The 20,203-nt window shown below is 28.6% G+C and carries 11 protein-coding genes and 1 other RNA gene; 6 read left to right on the top strand and 6 right to left on the bottom strand.

The genetic code is table 11. The annotated features are described in order from the left end of the window. Positions 1-108: 108 nt before the first annotated feature. From purU to smpB, 3 genes are all read right to left on the bottom strand, one after another. Positions 109-957: a formyltetrahydrofolate deformylase gene (gene purU / locus HACICURV3402_RS02770; protein WP_157992795.1), complete on the bottom strand. Its 849-nt coding sequence runs from the start codon at positions 955-957 to the stop codon at positions 109-111. Positions 958-2,809: 1,852 nt separating this feature from the next. Continuing rightward, positions 2,810-3,191: a transfer-messenger RNA gene (gene ssrA / locus HACICURV3402_RS02775) on the bottom strand. 68 nt (positions 3,192-3,259) lie between these two features. Further along, positions 3,260-3,754, bottom strand: a complete 495-nt coding sequence (smpB, locus tag HACICURV3402_RS02780; protein ID WP_157992796.1) for an SsrA-binding protein SmpB — start codon at positions 3,752-3,754, stop codon at positions 3,260-3,262. 954 nt (positions 3,755-4,708) lie between these two features. Between smpB and HACICURV3402_RS02785 the strand changes: the two genes are divergently transcribed. Both HACICURV3402_RS02785 and HACICURV3402_RS02790 read left to right on the top strand, forming a co-directional pair. After that, complete coding sequence (locus HACICURV3402_RS02785) at positions 4,709-5,155, top strand: SRPBCC family protein (RefSeq protein ID WP_157992797.1); 447 nt, start codon at positions 4,709-4,711, stop codon at positions 5,153-5,155. Next, positions 5,133-5,426 carry an RnfH family protein gene (locus HACICURV3402_RS02790; protein WP_162297969.1) on the top strand — a complete coding sequence of 98 codons (294 nt, stop codon included), beginning with the start codon at positions 5,133-5,135 and terminating at the stop codon, positions 5,424-5,426. The genes HACICURV3402_RS02785 and HACICURV3402_RS02790 overlap by 23 nt, the downstream gene beginning before the upstream one ends. Positions 5,427-6,273: 847 nt before the next feature. On the opposite strand, the gene prfC is transcribed toward HACICURV3402_RS02790, so the two are convergent. Next, positions 6,274-7,863 (bottom strand): peptide chain release factor 3, encoded by a 1,590-nt coding sequence (gene prfC / locus HACICURV3402_RS02795; RefSeq protein WP_157992799.1) that lies wholly within the window; start codon positions 7,861-7,863, stop codon positions 6,274-6,276. Positions 7,864-9,447: 1,584 nt separating this feature from the next. On the opposite strand from prfC, the gene alaS reads away from it, so the two are divergent. From alaS to lptG, 4 genes are all read left to right on the top strand, one after another. Further along, positions 9,448-12,078 (top strand): alanine--tRNA ligase, encoded by a 2,631-nt coding sequence (gene alaS, locus HACICURV3402_RS02800; RefSeq protein WP_157992800.1) that lies wholly within the window; start codon positions 9,448-9,450, stop codon positions 12,076-12,078. A gap of 440 nt (positions 12,079-12,518) precedes the next feature. After that, a complete protein-coding gene (gene csrA / locus HACICURV3402_RS02805) occupies positions 12,519-12,698 on the top strand; it encodes a carbon storage regulator CsrA (RefSeq protein ID WP_157992801.1) in 180 nt (59 codons plus the stop codon). A 1,275-nt stretch (positions 12,699-13,973) separates the two neighbouring features. Further along, the gene (gene lptF / locus HACICURV3402_RS02810) at positions 13,974-15,080 is read left to right on the top strand and encodes an LPS export ABC transporter permease LptF (RefSeq protein ID WP_157992802.1); all 1,107 of its coding nucleotides are present in this window, start codon (positions 13,974-13,976) and stop codon (positions 15,078-15,080) included. Between the two features lies 1 nt (position 15,081). Further along, the gene (gene lptG, locus HACICURV3402_RS02815; protein ID WP_157992803.1) at positions 15,082-16,161 is read left to right on the top strand and encodes an LPS export ABC transporter permease LptG; all 1,080 of its coding nucleotides are present in this window, start codon (positions 15,082-15,084) and stop codon (positions 16,159-16,161) included. A 1,816-nt stretch (positions 16,162-17,977) separates the two neighbouring features. Here lptG and HACICURV3402_RS02820 read toward each other — a convergent pair. After that, positions 17,978-18,934: a DNA polymerase III subunit delta' C-terminal domain-containing protein gene (locus tag HACICURV3402_RS02820; RefSeq protein ID WP_331869764.1), complete on the bottom strand. Its 957-nt coding sequence runs from the start codon at positions 18,932-18,934 to the stop codon at positions 17,978-17,980. 1,091 nt (positions 18,935-20,025) lie between these two features. Continuing rightward, on the bottom strand, positions 20,026-20,193 hold the full coding sequence (gene rpmG, locus HACICURV3402_RS02825; RefSeq protein ID WP_157992805.1) for a 50S ribosomal protein L33: 168 nt from the start codon (positions 20,191-20,193) through the stop codon (positions 20,026-20,028). Between the last annotated feature and the right edge of the window lie 10 nt (positions 20,194-20,203).

The raw sequence follows: 20,203 nt of genomic DNA on the forward strand, positions 1-20,203 counted from the left end.
ATACTAATGCACATTGTAACCAGAGTGTGCTGGTATTATATAATACAGAGGATTAAAAATAATAAAAAATATCACTGAATTGCATTCAGATCAAAAATAACTTACTGATTACAGCAAAATAGTACGATTTCCATTTAAAAAAACACGCTGTGTTATAATTTGATATAATGCACGACTAAGTACATTTTTTTCAACATCACGCCCAGCTCTCATCATATCTTCTGGATGATAACTGTGATCAATAGGTATGGTATCCTGCATAATAATAGCCCCACCATCAAGATCTTCATTTACATAATGAGCTGTAGCACCAATCATCTTTACACCACGATGATAAGCTTGATGATAAGGACGAGATCCAATAAATGCAGGTAAAAACGAATGATGAATATTAATAATTTTATTTTTATAACGATGAACAAAATCTTTTGTGAGCACACGCATATATTTTGCTAAAACTATGTAATCAGGACAATAAACATCAATCTTATCTGCTATATTATTATCATGTTGAACGCGTGTCACACCTCTGTGGCTAGCAAAAATAAATGGTATATTAAAACGCGTTACTAATGAACGTAACGTTTCATGATTACTAATAACTACAGCAATATCCAAGTCTAATTCGTTATAAGCGCTTTTGATTAACAACTCCCCTACACAATGAGTTTCTTGGCTAGCTAAAATCACGATTCGCTGACGTCTAAGAAAATGTAATTTACAGCTAGATCCTACCGGCAAAACACAATCCAAATCTTTAAGAAATTTATTATCATCAAAATAACCTTCTAGATCTGTACGCATAAAAAATAAATTAGTATCATCATCAATAAATTGATTGTTTTCTAGAATATTAAGTTCATTCCGATCACATATGTTAGTAATTTTTGAAATCAATCCCTTCGCATTCGAAGACATAACATGTAATACTCTTCGTTGCAGGTTTGGTTTAATCATTCTAAACACACCCTGTTTATATGATATATATTCGTAATGTATATACCATGTTAGTTCATTTGACTCTTAAATCAGAAAGATGAATATAATTTGATTAATGCATTTCATAATATCAATACTTATTTTAACATCCTTTACTATTCAAACATTTATATTTATAAATAACCAGATGACTCGTGAATAAATATAGGCTAGAATGTATACTGTATGAATAGATACACATTATAATAGATACACATTATCATTATGACGGAACAATAATATTGTTATTAGTGTCTTGTAAAGATCAAGAACAATCTACTAAAATTAATTCAACGTTAATTATTAAAATACAGATAAATACACGATTATTGCCCCACCAAACTATTACACACTCAGATAAAAATAATATTGATAGAAATCAATGTTACAATCTAAAAAAACGATACAAATCAACCAAAACCCAATATATTATATATATCTAATATCAAAGAATTCTGATAATATCTCTTGTTCCTTTCATCCAAGAAATACAACGATATAATGTTGCAACTATTCCTGAACATTTAATAAAAATTATCACTCTCTGTGTATATAGTAATTACTATGTAAAAAATAGAACTAACTTACCGATAACACACCACATATAAATAGTACATTAAAATAAGCAAAAAATGTACCTTACTTCATATATCAATTAATGATATAGATAATATCTCCCCACATCTTCCTTAATAAGTAAACAAAACCACCGTTTGAATATATAAAATACCTTTAAAAATACAATAATTATTAGTGCATTACTGTATTACATAAAATAAAAAATTTTATTTTTAATAAAAAATATATTAAATTTCTTGAAAAATAATCTTATTAGTTCTAGTTTAACACTGAAACGCATTAAAAAATACGCATAAGATAATATAACATATAATTATTAAATCTCTTAAATAAGATGATAAACTAACTTTACAGCTACTTTGACTACTTCTCAGAAACATAGTTCTTTTTTTAACAAAAAGTCCATGAATGACTTGCACATCATTACTCTATTACTCTGTTCTTTTTCAAATTACATAATTTCTGTGTACTTGAAATCCAATCCTGATGTCAATATGTCAATTGATAAAAAAGACATTCTCTATATATAAAAATCTCTGTACATCTTAAAATAAAAAAATTCATTGATCCATAAATCATTCTATTAAAAATCTTAATTACTATTTTCTAAGTATAGAAAATTAGATGAATGTCTATGATGTATGACATTGCATTTAAGAAACTGAATGATCATTTAGAACCTTATTTCTTATTAAAGCTTAATTCTTTTCTAAGATATCCAATAGAATATTCTACAATTCTGATACAAAACTTAATAAAAGTATAATATATTTTCACACCAATTTATCTTAACTTTGAAACAGTTTGTTAAAATAAATCAACTGTTTCATAGATAGTTCTCAAAATAATGACGTTAATATTAAAATCCTGATTTTCTAATAAAAAAATATATAGCTTCTTTGATATCTAAGCATATATTAGATATAGTTAATTATCATTTATTTATAAAATCGACAGTATTAAATACTATTCTTCTCCTTTAAAATATTTCAGTATATTTACTTCTTCTCTTAACTTATATAAGATATAAATCTTATCTCTACCTTTCTTTTTAACTCAATATTATATTTTTATATAAACAAAAGAAAACATTAACAAAAACTATAAAATAAATTAGTGCAAAACTACCTTAGCTCTTAATCAAAAACCATATATGTATATGTATATGTATATAATGCAATAAATCAAAGTCACCAGTAACCCATTTAAGTAAAATGCAAACCACGATGACTTACCTTAATACTTTAATAATTGGTGGAGCTGGCGGGAGTTGAACCCGCGTCCAGAATGGCTATACAATTGGCACTACATGCTTAGTCCTATTATTAGATTTTATTTATTAGCCGCGAATGGACACGCAACTAAAAAACTAGCTTGATTTAATTTAACATATCAACCCCAAGCAAGATATCAATGCGATCTCTTTTAATTTTGACCTCTCTATTCTTCTATTCTAAGAGAAGAGAATATGAAGAGAGAGGGCACCTTCAGTTTATTAAACGAATTAAGCTGCTAACGCAACAGGTGCAAAGTTTTTATCATTTGCGACTATTTATACGGCTTTTAACGAGGCCAACCGCCCCTCGGCATGCACCTCCCGCTTTACACATCCTGTCAAATCCATGATCAGCCCCATATCCTAAGTAATAGTTACTACTGATAATTCTAAGTAATAGTTATTACTAATAAAAAATATATTATACTAATTTCTAATAAATACGCAATTAATATTTTTTACTATACGCTCTTTATGTAATTTCCACTCACGATCTTTTAAATCATTACGCTTATCATACTTCTTTTTCCCTCGTGCAATCCCAATTTTAAGCTTAGCCCAAGCACTTTTCCAATAAATTGATAAAGCTATCACGGTGTATCCATCATGATTGACTTTTCGAATAAGACAATCTAGTTCACTTTTTTTTAAAAGCAACTTACGTTTTCTGTTAGGTAAACACGTAATATGTGATGATACAAGACTGAGTGGCTGAAATGTGGATCCACATAAATAAGCTTCACCGTCACTGAAGACAATATAACTATCATGAATATTCACTTGCTTTGCACGCAAAGATTTTACTTCCCAGCCATGTAAAAGTAATCCAGCGTCCATTATTTCATTAATAAAGTAATTATAACGAGCGTGCTTATTTATTGAAATAATAGTAGGCACTAAATTCTGTTTTGTATTCATCATCCAAATTCTACTCAATACCTCAAACTTATTAATTCTAAATTATTGACTCTGTATTAAAATATCCAATTTTTTGAATAAAATTTGCAAAATATATTTTCTACTGCTTATCTATTTAACTATCGAAGTATCTGTTAAAAATCAAATTAAAAAAACAGATAAAACTATTAAACTTATCAAAATATACGTTCTAAAGTAAATGGCTCAGTCAAAAATAATTAAAAAATAACATACACATATTGTTATTTTTTCTTCTAAATAAAAAACAACTACTAGTTAGTATAAATTCATAATAATTCTCATGCCTGACTCTACTGACAAGACTTATATAAACAATTATATAATATCTTCTTATCAATCACTAGTGAAATATGTTATAAAAATATAACATAATAGTGTGTCAAGTTATTTTCCATTAGTAAATGTATTTAGATAAAAACCATAATACTTCGTTTCATACTTTTTCTTCTAATAACATATTATCATCTGAAAATCAGACATGCCAATAAAATGAATCCGATTCACTTTTTATAAAACAATATCATTGAAATAGACTAATTTATAAAAAATAAAATAAAACACTATTAATTATACCTAATATTATCAATATTTTATCTATTAACATACTGTAGAAAAATCATAATACTATGATATTTATCTAAATAAATAACAATACTTGGAATTACATTGGTCCATGCTTCAAATCAAGTTTTTATAAAAAAGAGCTATAAATACACATAAATATGTTTTATAAAAAAACTAATACTTCTGATTAGCATAAAAGCGCGGTGATAATAAAAAAAATATGAATCAAGTTACTATATTTACACACACTTCCAATCATGGGTTCTATATACTATGAGTAAATTCATTATGCTAACATGAAATTAGTCAGACAAATCCATATACATAATTATAACAGGTGCAATAACTGTCTAAGAAAATACTGGAATTAATATGTCTAATATTATTTGTTCATCATGGGTGCCATTCAGTTCTGAAAAAATGTATATTCTTGTAAATGACATCGAATGTTATCCACAGTTCCTTTCTGGATGTATTGGTAGTCGAATAATAACTTGTAACTCTTCACAAATGACTGCTTCTATAGATATTGAGAAATCCGGAATAAAAATGACCATTATTACCCGAAATACTCTTATCTCTAATAAAAGCATCCATATACAGTTACTAGAAGGCCCATTTTCTCAACTTAATGGCAGCTGGTATTTTATACCAATAAGTGAAAACTCCTGCCAAGTGAGGCTCATATTGAATTTAAAGTTTACCAATAGACTAATCGCTATTACATTTAAAAATCTGTTTAAAAACATCAATAAAAAGATTATTTATTCCTTTATTTCCCGCGCTAAAAAAATATATGATGACAAAAATTATAGTTGATGTTGTTTATGCACTGCCTCATAAACAATATTGTTATCACTTAACCATAGAGGAAGGAAGCACAGTTGAGCAAACTATTATTAAATCTGGAATACTAACAACTCGAAAAGATATTATTCTTCAAAAAAATAAATTTGGTATTTTTGGTAATTTAGTTAAATTATCCACACAAGTGCATAATGGTGATCGAGTAGAAATATATCGCCCTTTAGGAAAAAACTATAGAAATTTATTACATCAACAAAAAAACCGACCAATATATAAAAAATAAAAACCTATCCTACTCATTGTTATACATATATAAAATACTAATATATATTTTTATATACTTACAATATATACAGTAAAAATTCAACATAAATCAGACTAAAATAGTTAAGAAAACCAAGAAATAAACAATAGTCAAATACATAGGAATTATTTAGAAAAATAAAAAATAAAATTCATAATTATCTCTTAGAGATAAAATATAAACAAAACCCGCTAGTAATAATTTTTATCGATACAACTAACTACCTATCGTAAATTAAAAACTATATTTTATATGTTATGAACAAACTATATTAAGCTTTAATTATTTAATTATAAATAACACATATAACCTATGCCTGTCTCTTTAAGACATAAAATTTATACAAAAAAACATTATCTTAATGCCACATAGATTAATATAATATAAGTATAAATTAATTAATCATTCAGACCACCGCAATAAATCACATACCAACCATAAATAATGGTTCCTACAAAAAACTAATAGCTATATTTCTTGATATAATAAGAAAAACCATATTATCCCTTAGTTAAGGGATAACTCTGGTAACCATAAATCTCAATGTATTTTCTTATAACTAATAAAAGACAAAAACATGATTACAACTTCATAAATAACTTAGTATATAAAATAAAATATTTGATCATTGTTACGTACTAGTCTTTCAATTTAATCTAGTAACTCTTAATTGACCATCCTTATCTATATTTTTGTCGATTAGAATATAAAAATATTATAAATTATACATTAACAATATCATAAAAAATTTTAATTTTTTTAAAATAAGAGTTCGTTTATCACATAAAAATCTAAACTTCTTATTAATTAAAAAACCATATTAAAATTAATGTTCACGCATTTTCCAGAAAACTACTTCCGGATATCGTTCTTGAATAATACTTAGATGAACCATAGTTGGAGCAATATACGTGAGATTTTCACTACCATCTAACGCCAAGTAAGTTGAATTTTTACTTTGAAACTCCTCAAGTTTACTCGTATCAATGCATGTAACCCATCGTGCAGCAACAATTTTCATCTCTTCATAAGCTGCTATCACATTATATTCATTTTTTAAACGTGAAACTACCACATCAAATTGTAAAACACCTAACGCTCCAACAATTAAATCATGATTATTTAATGGTCGAAATATCTGTATCGCACCCTCTTCTGAAAGCTGAACCAAACCCTTAAGAAGCTGTTTTTGTTTTAATGGATCACACAGGCGAATGCGACGAAAAAGTTCTGGTGCAAAATTTGGAATACCAAAAAATTTTATCTTTTCACCTTGTGTAAAAGTATCACCAATTTGGATCTTGCCGTGATTATGTAATCCAATAATATCTCCTGGATAGGCTTCTTCAGTCTGATAACGATCACCGGCCATAAAAGTTAAAGCAGAAGTAACAACAAGATTTTTTCCAGTACGCACGTGATGTAATTTTATTCCTTTTCTATATTTTCCAGAAACTATACGCATGAATGCTACACGATCACGATGCTTTCGATCCATATTAGCCTGGATTTTAAAAATAAAACCACTAAAATCCTGATCCATTGCAGTTACAATCCGCTCGTTGCTATAACGAGGCAATGGTGAAGGCCCCCAATCCACTATGCCATCAAGAACATGATCAACACCAAAGTTACCTAATGCAGTACCAAAAAATACTGGCGTCATAGTACCCTGAAGAAACTGATGACGATCAAAAACTGATGAGGCGCTCTCTACTAACTCAACTTCTTCTCGTAACTGCTTAGCAAGAACTTCACCAATGGCTATCTCTAGCTCTGGGTTATTCAGACCCTTTACTACACGAACTTCTTGAATAATGTGCCCCCTACCAGACTGATATAAATAGGCCTCATGTCTGTACAAATGATAAACACCCTTAAATAACTTACCAAAACCAATAGGCCAAGTAATTGGAGAGCAAACAAGCTTTAACTTACTCTGCACCTCATCCATAACTGTAATAGGATCACGAATCTCACGATCCATTTTATTCATAAAAGTCAAAATAGGGGTACGATGTAAACGAGTAACATGCATTAACTGACAAGTTCGATCCTCCACACCCTTTACTGCATCAATTAACATAAGACAGCAATCTACAGCAGTCAATGTTCGATAAGTATCTTCCGAAAAATCTGCATGACCCGGAGTGTCAAGTAAATTAATTAAACTCCCACGATAAGGAAACTGCATAACCGAAGTGCTAATAGAAATACCCCGCTCTCTCTCCATGTTCATCCAATCCGATCTAACGGATCTATTAAAAAAAGAACCTTTTACAGAACCAGCAATCTGAATAACCTGCCCAAAGAGCAATACTTTTTCCGTAATGGTAGTCTTCCCAGCATCCGGGTGAGAAATAATAGCAAAAGTACGTCGTCGCGCCACTTCTTTAGAAAAAGATATATTTGACATAAAGATTCTTCTAATTTAGCATGCAATCTTATACAAATCGCATAAAGTAATGTATCAAAAACTAACCTAACATGGTTATTAGTATGTATTAAACTTAACAATAAGCATTAAAATAAAAACATTAGTTTTGAACTATATTGATAAACCATATAAACAATCTTGTTATTTATAAAATAAATACACTAGAATTGAAATTAAATCATTATAATCACTAACTTTAGTTCACAACTTTCCTTATGTAAATTAACGTTTAAAACAATTACGATTATATGATATACAATACGATACAATATCCATTCAAATATATAGAAAAAATTCAATACATATCCTTTTAATGAATAATTACTCACTAACACTTAAGTATCATAAATATACGATATATAAAAAACACAAATATTGGTACAAACAGTATAGACTGAAAAGTAATCTAGTATATAAAGCAATATCGATCTAACTCGTAAATCAATCTCTTTAATAATAACTTAAAAACTATATAAAAATTAAAATCAAAATATTAAAATACTTAAACTGTATATTATAAACTATATTATACTCATCAAATCCTACGCTTTCCACAATCTAATCTAAAAGCAAGCCAACCAATAACTTCATAGATAACATATTATAATATAAAAATAAAATGATAAGAGAAAAGTGACTAAGTAGAGTTAAGCCTACAGTAAATATGAGCCTGATTTGCACCTAAATGATATAAAAGATATATATCTGTTCCTATAATACACGATACAGCACTACACATGACCAATAAACTTCTAGAACCATGACGACATTCAATGAGTATTAAAATACTAATATCAGTAAATATATTTAATCACTTGTAAACATAAGATCGAAATACAATTTGATTACCTATGTATGTAAAAATTTAATGAAGAATAAATTTATTATACATTTTATCAATATATTGGAATACATACTATACAAACTACACTCAGAGTATCTGAAACTACTCATCGAGATAGTTTAATATAATATTATAATCAGTGTTATATGCCATCATTTAGAGTTGTATCTAACAGTCAAAAACTTATACCGTAGAAAAAAATTATACAAAAACCTAACTTAGTATCCATGAGAATAACTAATATTTACTATCTAAGCACTCTAATACTACTAATTCAATCGACTCTTTAGCACAAAACTTATTATGTAATCCAATATTCATATTTTGATCAAGCCAAATCTACATAATAATTTCTTTTTTATCCAACGAATCTATAAAATACCTGTATTCTAATTTATACAAGTACCTAAATACAAATAGAACAGTCATGCACTTAAATTAAAGAAGACATAATGTACTACATTGTTCTTATGAAGATTTCTACACATATACTAAATAAAATTCTTAAAAAATAAAAACAATACCTATAAAAGAAAAACTCTAGTTTCTAAACAATATCTATTACGTTTAAAAAGATTTAATTCCAGTTAGTAATTTGTAAACTAACTCATTTTATTTTTTATATAAAATTGACTAAATCTATAATAATTTATTTTTTTAGAATATAAATATAAAGAGATAATTAAAAAAAAATAAATAAGAACAGTAAAGGTAAAAATATGAAACCAAGCACTTCAGAAGTTCGCCAAATGTTTCTTAATTTCTTTCACAAAAAAGGACATAAAATTATATCTAGCAGCTCCCTGATTCCAAAAAATGACCCAACAATATTATTTACTAACGCTGGAATGAATCAATTCAAAGATATTTTTCTTGGTAAAGATCAACGAAACTACTCTCGAGCCACTAGTTCTCAAAGATGTGTGCGCGCTGGTGGAAAACATAACGACTTAGAAAAAGTAGGTTTTACTCCCAAACATCATACTTTTTTTGAAATGCTGGGCAACTTTAGCTTCGGTGATTACTTCAAACACGAAGCAATTGCTTTTTCTTGGGAATTATTAACTAGCCCTCATTGGTTTAATCTTCCAAAAGAAAAATTATGGGTTACTGTCTATGAAGGCGATAATGAAACCTTTAACATTTGGAAAAAAGATATCGGAGTATTACCAAATCAAATTATTCGCATAGGTGACAAAAAAAACGCTCTATATGATTCCGATAACTTCTGGAGCATGGGCGAAACCGGTCCATGCGGACCTTCTTCTGAAATTTTTTTTGATCATGGACCCAAAATTGTTGGCAACCCTCCTGGCACCTCAGGTGAGGATGGTGATAGATATGTTGAAATCTGGAATATTGTATTTATGCAATTTAATCGTCAATTAAATGGCACTATGTTACCCCTACCTCAGTCATGCGTTGATACTGGCATGGGATTAGAAAGAATTACAGCAATCCTACAAAATGTACACTCAAACTATAAAATTGACATTTTTACTAAACTAATCCAGTCAGTCGCCGAAACCATAGGTACAACAGATTTAAATAATAAATCTTTACATGTTATCGCAGATCATATTCGATCCTGCGCATTTTTAATTGCAGATGGAGTTATTCCATCAAATGATAACCAAGCGTATGTATTACGACGTCTAATTCGACGCGCAGTACATCATGGAAAAATGCTGGGATCCAAAGAAACATTTTTCTTTAAACTTGTAGATCCTTTAATTGCAATTATGAATATAAATGATAATAATTTTATCAAAAAAAAGAAACACATAGAAAAAATTCTACAAACTGAAGAAGAACAGTACGCCAAAAATATAGAGAGAGGGATATCGCTTTTAAATACAGAAATCACACAACTTTCAGATCGTACCTTAGGCGGTGATATTGTATTCCGTTTATATGATACATTCGGGCTTCCTCTAGAATGGACTGAAGGCATATGCAAACAACATAATATAGAAATTGATAAAATTGGATTTGAATATGCAATGACACAACAACGCCAACAAGCTCGTAATAGCAGTCGTTTTTATGCTAAAAATCAAAACGCAATTTACACGACTCAATCCTCCATATTCAAAGGATACGAATACTTACAATTACAAACAGTAATTACTGCTATTAATATTAACGGAAACACCGTAGAAACTATTAGACCTGGTAAAAATGGAATCATCTTTCTTGAAAGCACGCCTTGCTATGCGGAATCTGGTGGGCAAATAGGTGATAGCGGCAACCTATATGATAAAAAAAATTCTCATTTTTCTGTTCATGATACACAAAAATATTCTCAAGCTATTGGGCATAGTGGTCAAATGATCACCGGTGAATTACATATAGGTGATACAGTAATAATACAAGTAAATGAACAAAAAAGAAAACGTATTTGTTTAAATCACTCAAGCACCCATCTTTTACAAGCAACCTTACAACAAGTACTTGGAAAACATGTTGAACAAAAAGGATCATTGGTAAGTGACTCTTCTTTACGTTTTGATTTTTCTCATTATAAACCTATGACATTAGAAGAGATACATACCGTTGAAGAAATCATTAATTCTAAAATTCGACTAAATTCACGGATTGAAACTCATGTTATGAAACTAGAAGATGCAAAATCATATGGAGCCATATCATTATTTAACGAAACATATAGTGATTATGTACGAGTCCTAAAGATAAGTGATTTCTCTATTGAGCTGTGTGGAGGCACTCACGCTAAAAGAACAGGTGATATTGGCCTGTTTCACCTACGCTCTGAATCCAGTGTAGCAGCAGGAGTTCGTCGTATCGAAGCAGTTACTGGAGACAAGGCTTTGTTAATACTACAAAAAGAAAATGAACAGTTATTAAATATAACTAACCTTTTGAAGGCTAATCGTTATAATATATATGAAAAAATTCACTCCTTCATAAATCATACCCACAATTTAGAAGAAAAAATAAAAACACTATATCAACAAAAAGCCCTTGAGACTAAAAACTTACTGGCTAATAATTTTATGACAATAAAAGGAGTTCAGATCTTAGTATATACTTTAAATAATCTTGAACCCAAACTATTACATATCATAGTAAAAAAATTGAAAAACCAACTTAAATCAGGAATTATCGTTCTAGCAAATATTATTGATGAAAAAGTGTTTATAATTGCTAGTGTGACTTCTGATCTCACAGGGAGAATCCAAGCTTGTAGCATTATAGAAATACTAGCTAAAAAAATTGATGGAAAGGGAGGTGGTCATCCTAATATAGCTCAAGCAATGGGCTTCAATATTACCACACTACCAAAAGCCTTAATTGACATTAAAGAATGGCTATCGGAAAACCTGTAATGTCTACTCTAAAATTTCTCTATGTTCAAAGAAAAAACTAGTGTTCTATTCTAATTAATATAAAAGATACTGGTTCAGATAAAAAAGAATTAACTAATAATTTATATGACCCATGAATCTCTTTAAAAATTATTACCCTGCTCTATTGCATAGAGCGGGGTAATAATTAAAGTTAGACTTTAACCATAAAGGTTAAGTATCTTATAAAAAACAAAATAATATAAAAAATATTTTGTGATATTCTTTGAAGACCTTTCGTTTATGCAATCAAAATATTACAATCCATCTTACTTTCATGCAAGCAGCGACACGGCCTTACTAAACACACGAGATTTCAACTTAAAAAGTATCTCCAATACAAGAGATACAATTACAGAATATGTGAATGAATCTTATATATGATATCACATCAAATCTTTTAATCTCTCTGGGAGAACAATATGCTTATTCTCACTCGTCGAGTGGGTGAAACCCTAATGATTGGCGAAACAGTGTCCGTAACGGTACTAGGTGTTAAAGGTAATCAAGTGCGTATTGGTATTGCTGCGCCACAAGATATAGCAGTACATCGTGAAGAAATTTTTCAGCGTATACACAAAAAAAATACACAAAAAGAATAAATAAAACTCCTTTATTATACGCTAGTCTTAAAAATTTCATTTAAAAATCGAGAGTTCACTTTCTTAAAATATGTAAAAATTATTCTCTAATATTAGACATAACATCTATCATCATTAGACAAATTAAAAATTGAGAGAATGATCAAATATAAAGAACTCTCGATATTAAATAAAAAATCAAGAAATATCTCTTACTTTTGAAGTAATGCATTGTACTCTTCTCAAATACTATACTTAGTATTTCATTGACATAAAAGATAATCTTGACAAACCTTAAAAAAATAAAAGACTTATTAATACTCTCTAATTAAGTGAAATTGTAATACTTTAAGTTCATTTAAATGTAACCTCATAAAACTATACGTTAAAATAAGCTATTTGTGTTATTTATTAATCTTATAATATACAAATATGTATTTAAGATATAATAATTAATATTGATAATTTTATGTCACAATATTTGCATCTTTATACCATGTTAAAGCTTGAGAATAGTTATAATTCTAACAACAATTTTTATTAAAAAATCACATGAAAAATCAACACCACCCTTAGCTGATTAACATGCATATAAAGTAAGAAAATTTATTTCAAATATTGTAAAAATCAGACTGATTACTAAAGCTACTGATTTTAGACTCTATATTAAAGAGAGGTCTCTCTATTATTTTTTCAACATTTCATGAAATGTATTATAAATACTTAGAATCTCAATGCCATTATTAAATCAGTGATATAGCAATCCATTGAATCTCTATTCTTTCGATTGTTAAACCTAATTAGTAACATAGTAATTCATTTTTTCTGATTAAAATAATGAATTTGTAAAAAAACAAACTATATAAATTCATATACTTATAAATGTTAAGGATTTTCTATAACACATCAAAATAGAAAAATAGATATATAATCTATTAATTATATTAAAATCTGTAATCTCAGCCATTACTAATAAAATAATAATATCTTTAGATATAACAACTAAACATAAAACTTATGAGATCATCAAAAGCATCATATATAAATACTATCTCGTATTTCTATTAGATAGAGGTGTCTGTTTATCTATCTTTGATCTGAATACATCCAATCTATCTATTTAGAGACCTGTATTAATTAATTATAAATAATTACACTCTAATTCAGAATATTTCCCTAGCCAGATTGCTTGGTTAATATAGAATATTTTCAATGCTATGTTTCATTAACACGAAAACTCACATATCAGAGACTATATTAAGAATTTGCTAAAAAGATTTTAAAGGCGTATTACGTGTGATTATTACCAGATATCTAGTATGGGAGACCATTAAGAATCAACTAATTATTCTTTTTATCTTACTTTTCATCTTCTTTTTTCAAAAATTAATAAAAACTCTTTCCTCTGTAGAGGGAGGAGAAATTGCTATTAATACCATATTAACGATCTTAGGACTGGGTATGCCAAAAATGGCACAACTAATCCTACCGTTGAGCCTTTTTTTATCTATTCTCATCACTCTTGGGCGCCTTTGTACAGATAGTGAGATCACAGTAATGCAAGCGTGTGGATTCGGTCATAACTCGCTTATTAAAGTTGCAATGATTTTAATTACATTCACTACACTGGCATCTATACTTAATAATGGCTGGATAGAACCTTGGTCTACTAACTATGAACATGAAATATTGCAAAAAATTCGATCGAATCCTGGTTCAGCTATTCTTTCGCCTAAAAAATTTCAAACAATTGAAAACGGACAAATTACTCTATTTATTGAAGAAAGAACAGGAAATCAATTAAAAAATATTTTTCTTGCTAAATTAAGAAAAAAAGATAATACCATACCTTATGTAATTATCGCAAAAAATGGAAAAATATCAGATTATAGTAATAATTCTAGTATTACTACGCTTTCTCAAGGTACTTGCTTTCAAGGTCATCCAGTACTAGATAACTTCCGAATTACCAGTTTTAAAAACTATCAATTAATACTGACTCATGATCAATCAATAACTCAAAAATACAATGTTGATCAAATTAATCTAAATACCCTTTGGGTCACTAGCTCTAGCTCTCCTTTGAACAGAAGTGAATTACACTGGCGCCTCACACTGGTTTTCTCAGTATTAGTTATGGGATTAATGGCAGTGCCACTAGGCATAGCTAATCCCCGAAAAAGCCGCATACCATCAATACTTATCGCAATATTTCTTTATCTAATCTTTTTTTTACTTCAAAGCTTGATGCATTCAGCAAGTAATCAAAACCGAATGAACCCTGCTTTATCAATGTGGATAATTAATTTTTCCTATCTAACAGCAAGTATACTGTGTAACACATGGGATACACTACTGGTCCGTCGTTTACGTGCATGGTTTTTTCACCGAGGAGATCTCTAATATGTTTGGAATTCTTGATAAATATATTGGTAAAACTATGTATAAAATGATTATGACAACATTGTTTTTACTGGTATCACTCTCAAGTATGATTAAGTTTTTTGACCAATTAAGACAGACCGGAAAAGGAGGGTATACAGCTCTAAGTGCTTTTGTCTACACATTGCTTACCATGCCGAAAGATATTGAAATATTTTTACCAATGGCAACTTTACTTGGAGTTTTGATAGGATTGGGGTCCCTTGTACGACACCGAGAAATAGTGGTAATGCAAGCGTCAGGCTTTACACGTATAAAAATTACTAAATCTGTAATTAAAACCGCAATTCCACTTATGTTGCTATCCCTAGCGGGTGGTGAATTTATCGCTCCCCAGGGTGAGGCGATTGCACGAACATATCGAACTGATAAACTGACTAATCATAGTATCTTAACTACTAAATCAGGGTTATGGGCTAAAGACAATAATGACTTTATCTTTATTGAACATATCTGCAATAACAAACAACTTCTGGGTGTTAGTATCTATTCCTTGGGATACAACCATAATCTACAAAATATATGCTATGCATCGTCTGCAATATACGATATTAATAAAAAAGTATGGGATTTAAAAAAAGTCTCTCAAACTAATCTAGCTGATCCGCATCAAATAAAAAATGTTCAAATATTAAATAAAGAATGGAGGACATCTTTAACACCCGATAGACTGGATTTAATTACATTAGACCCAACAACATTATCAATTAGTGGATTATATCACTATATATCATTTTTAAAGCAAAGCGGTCAGAATTCTGATCTATACCAGCTTAACATGTGGGGGAAGATATCGCAGCCACTTGCGGTAGCAGTCATGATGATCATGGCATTATCATTTATCTTTGGCCCTCTTAAAAACATGTCCACCACTAAACAAATAGTTATAGGAGGTGGTTTAGGTAGCGCTTTTTACTTAATAAATCAAATCTTTAGACCATTAAGCTTAATTTATCACATACCTCCAATCCCAACAGTAGTACTTCCAAGTACTATATTTTTTACTATTAGTATAGTACTTTTAGTAAAATGGAAACAGTAAATAATCATTACAGAAATACTCGCGTCTATAATCTTTTTATTCTATACTTTATATTACTATATTATACGCACGTATTAAGTTCATACTTCCAGACAAAGAGACTATTAAAACATTTTAATATAGTCTCATTAAAAAAAACGACATCATATCCATCAGAATGATTTATGTCTAATTTTTTATAATTATCATACAAAAAAACAATTTATTTAAATAACTTTAGTAAAAAAATATCAAATAAACATTATTAGATATTGTATTGTACGAAAACTAACAAAACGGTAGTTTTGTATAGAATTATACTATAGTATTTTATGCCTTTATGGTTAAGTAAAAAAACTTATGGAAGTTACAATCCATAAGACTTACAAGCAATCAGATCTCAAACTCTATTTTTTACTAATTTTCATTAGATCATAATAATCTTTTCTTCTAATCAACACTCAAATATTATATAGAAACCATCTTAAATTAATTTATATTATAATATTTAAAACCAAAACAGATAGTAATAAAAACTCTCTATCCAAGTGAAGAGATAAGTAGTTTAATAAACATTAAATATTGCTGAATAATCCAAAATATTATATAGACAATTTCTTCTACATTTGGGTACTAAATTACCTCTCCATTAGAGACACCAAATACCAAGAGTGTAGTCAACTCTTAGCAAAAAATGATCTATTACATCTATTCTTATCCTATGTAAAAATATAAAAAATCTTTCAAAGATATCCATCTTAGGTTATAGTAAATAACTTTCTTTAATAAGCTCTTAATGCAAAAAAATCAAATAAACTTCATAGGGTATCCACGTAACTAATATTACATCAACTAATAGTTAATACTATTCTAAAATACAAAAATATTATTGTAGAATACCCAAAGTTTTAAATATCACTCAGTAGATACTGCACTAAAAACATGATAATCACTATGTTTTACTATAATTGTTATTTAGAATACTCTGTATCATACTTAGTTACTTTTACTAGTCCATCTCTAAATTCAAAGGAAATGAATAGATTTATGATCTCTAATCAATCAACCAACTAAATTATACACACCTAATTAAACCAAGCTATATTATAGCCTATCCTTAATAAAGGAATACTGTTGATTGAACACTTCTACTCTAATATTTTATTGTCCCTTATACCGTCATTATCAACGGGCTCATAACAATCCTTAGTCTTAAGATAACTCACTTATCATCACATTAATCAATATTATCTACTGATCATACTAAATAACGAATCTATTTTATAACTCAAATATAAATCTAAAAATAAAAATCTAGTAGATATAATAACTAAATCTAAGCTATATTTTACAACTGACCAGAATTAAAATTCATCTGAACATAATGCAATATCTTATATTGTCAAAATATACAAAATGATTTCTATACATATAATAATAAAAGAATAACTCATGACAAATTATTACAAAGTATGTTAGAACCTGAGCAATAAAACATAATATACGATCATCACAGTATCTGTGATATTATAAAATTAATTACACTTACGTTTAATTTCAGAACAACTAACTTTGTAATCTTATTTATATCTAATATAAAATTCTCAGTCATATATTAGTCACCAACCAAACGTGTTATATGAAATAATAAATGCTATTCTGTAATGCATTGATCTAATATAGATTTAAAGATACTCTATTTCTTATGACACAGATATAAACTATTATTACTATAATCTAATTATATTTAATTCTTCTATTAAGGCCACTTTATTTGAACTTTTTATATAAACTGATCTTTTACTGAAACACTCAATACTGTTTATATACGTATTTCTTAATTATTGTTTATAAGAGCCTCCCAACACAACAATCGCTCTGTTAATAATAACTCGACATTAATACCAGCTATCCTTGATAATCGTGAACGACAGATCATCCATTCGTAAGAACTTATGCTCAAAGCCTTGGGGCTTAATACATTAGATAGGTGAACAATTAACTCCCTCTGGTCAAGATTACTAATAAATTCTCCCGCATCCCTATTCCATTTTTCCGCATCTACAAGCAAAGAACAGAGCCAAAAAATTCGATTTAATACATCACTGTGATTTAATATAGGAAGTAACCCTAACAAATCACCTGTCAAATTATCTAATAAACTACGACAAACCTGAAGTCGAGACTCCCAATATTTTAAATCTAATAATGATAAAGCAGCTAGAGGCGCACCAGAAGATAAACGCAATGCTGTACTCAGCTTCTCAGGCTCTTCTGAGATCTGTTTTTTTAGCCATCTCACACCTTCTGTCTCATTCAAGATTGGTAAATACCATACAAGACATCGACTACGCAATGAAGATAAAAAAGAGGAAGGCTCATAGTTGATTAAAAAAAACCAGGTATTTGGAGGTGGCTCTTCTAGGGTTTTTAATAATGCACCTGATGCCGACTCGGTTAACTTTTCAATATCTACTACAAAAACTACCTTAGCTCCATTGAACCTAGCATGGTGATAAATTTTTTCTATTAATTTTCGTATAACATCTACTCCAATAATATTTGTATTTTTATCAGACTCTAGTTGGTACCAATCAGGATGACTTGTAGCTAGCATTAACCGACAAGAATGACATTGTCCACAACTTTTCAAACCTAAGGGATTGTGACACATTAACCATCGAGCCATAGATAAAATCAGTATCTCTACAGCCATCCCTGGAACTGTTTGAATGAGAACAGCATGATGCCCTCTCTGTAGAAGATGTTGTGTGAGAATCTTTTTGTAACTCAAGCTTAACCAAGGATATCTGTGCATATTATTCTCAAAAAAATAAATAACTATTTCTTCTAATCAGAAGAAACGAACTTACCTACTCTCTTGTGAGAAAGTAATATTCTTATAAACAAAACAAATAAACTGTATAAATCAGAATAGTTTAAAAAACTAACCATAGATAGAATATCTAAACCAACAATTCTAAAAAACAATTTAAAAAAATACTACTCTTAAGATCAATAGTTCGCAGAAATAAAAAATAAAAATACAACTATAACCTTTCTTCTAGAATATTTTTACCAAAATACCGAAAACTATTAATCAACTGCATCTAACACTCAGGCATCACAAACTAATTATCAATATAGAATTCTACTCAGTAAGTCATTTTACCTATAAATATGTAGATCATTTGATAAAATCTTTTATATAAAAGAATATATTATTCTGAATCCTTAATAATTAATTAATTTTAATTAAAATAATTAGTAACCTTATCCTAGAAAAAGCAATCAAAATAATGATGTTTATTTTCTAGAATAATCTTCTATATAAATAGTATGAAAATACTTCATAACTAAAGAAAGAAATATATACTTACCTTATTTTGAAACAAAATTAGTATGAAAAACTTTAAAAACCATAATACTATAGAATAAATTTTTCTAAAAAATATAATATATTTAGATGCTCATAATATACAAAATCACGCTGTTGGCCTATTCACCAACATGCATAGATAATATCTCGCATTCTTTTAACTTCTTTATAATTAAAGAATGTCAAAAATTAAACTATCCACGAACCATCATCTATTTGAAAAATAATAATATTCTGATAGTCATCAACTATATCAATTATCTCTTAAAAAGAATAAACCACATGAATCCATTTTAAGAAAAAGATTCTAATTATTCACTCACTACCTGATATTAGCATTATACTCTAATACTGATTTTAGTACTAACTACACCTACTTCCTATCAGAGAATTATATAAAATAGCTATTATCATACATCCTTGTTGAGGCATAAGAGCATGAAATTTCTATTCATACCAAAGCCCAAAGATATATTGCAGCTTATATTCACAGGACATTAAATAGATTATTTAATCTTATTTTCGTTATAAATGACATATTTTCGAATAATTGGATCAAATTTTCTTAATGCAAGCTTCTCTAAATTATTTCGTTTGCTTTTTGTTGTTGTGTAAAAATGACTAGTCCCAGAAGACGAAATTAATTTAATTTTCTCACGCATCCCTTTTGCCATAAAATACCCC

This window comes from Candidatus Erwinia haradaeae (assembly GCF_900698925.1).
GTDB classification, from domain to species: domain Bacteria; phylum Pseudomonadota; class Gammaproteobacteria; order Enterobacterales; family Enterobacteriaceae; genus Erwinia_E; species Erwinia_E haradaeae_I.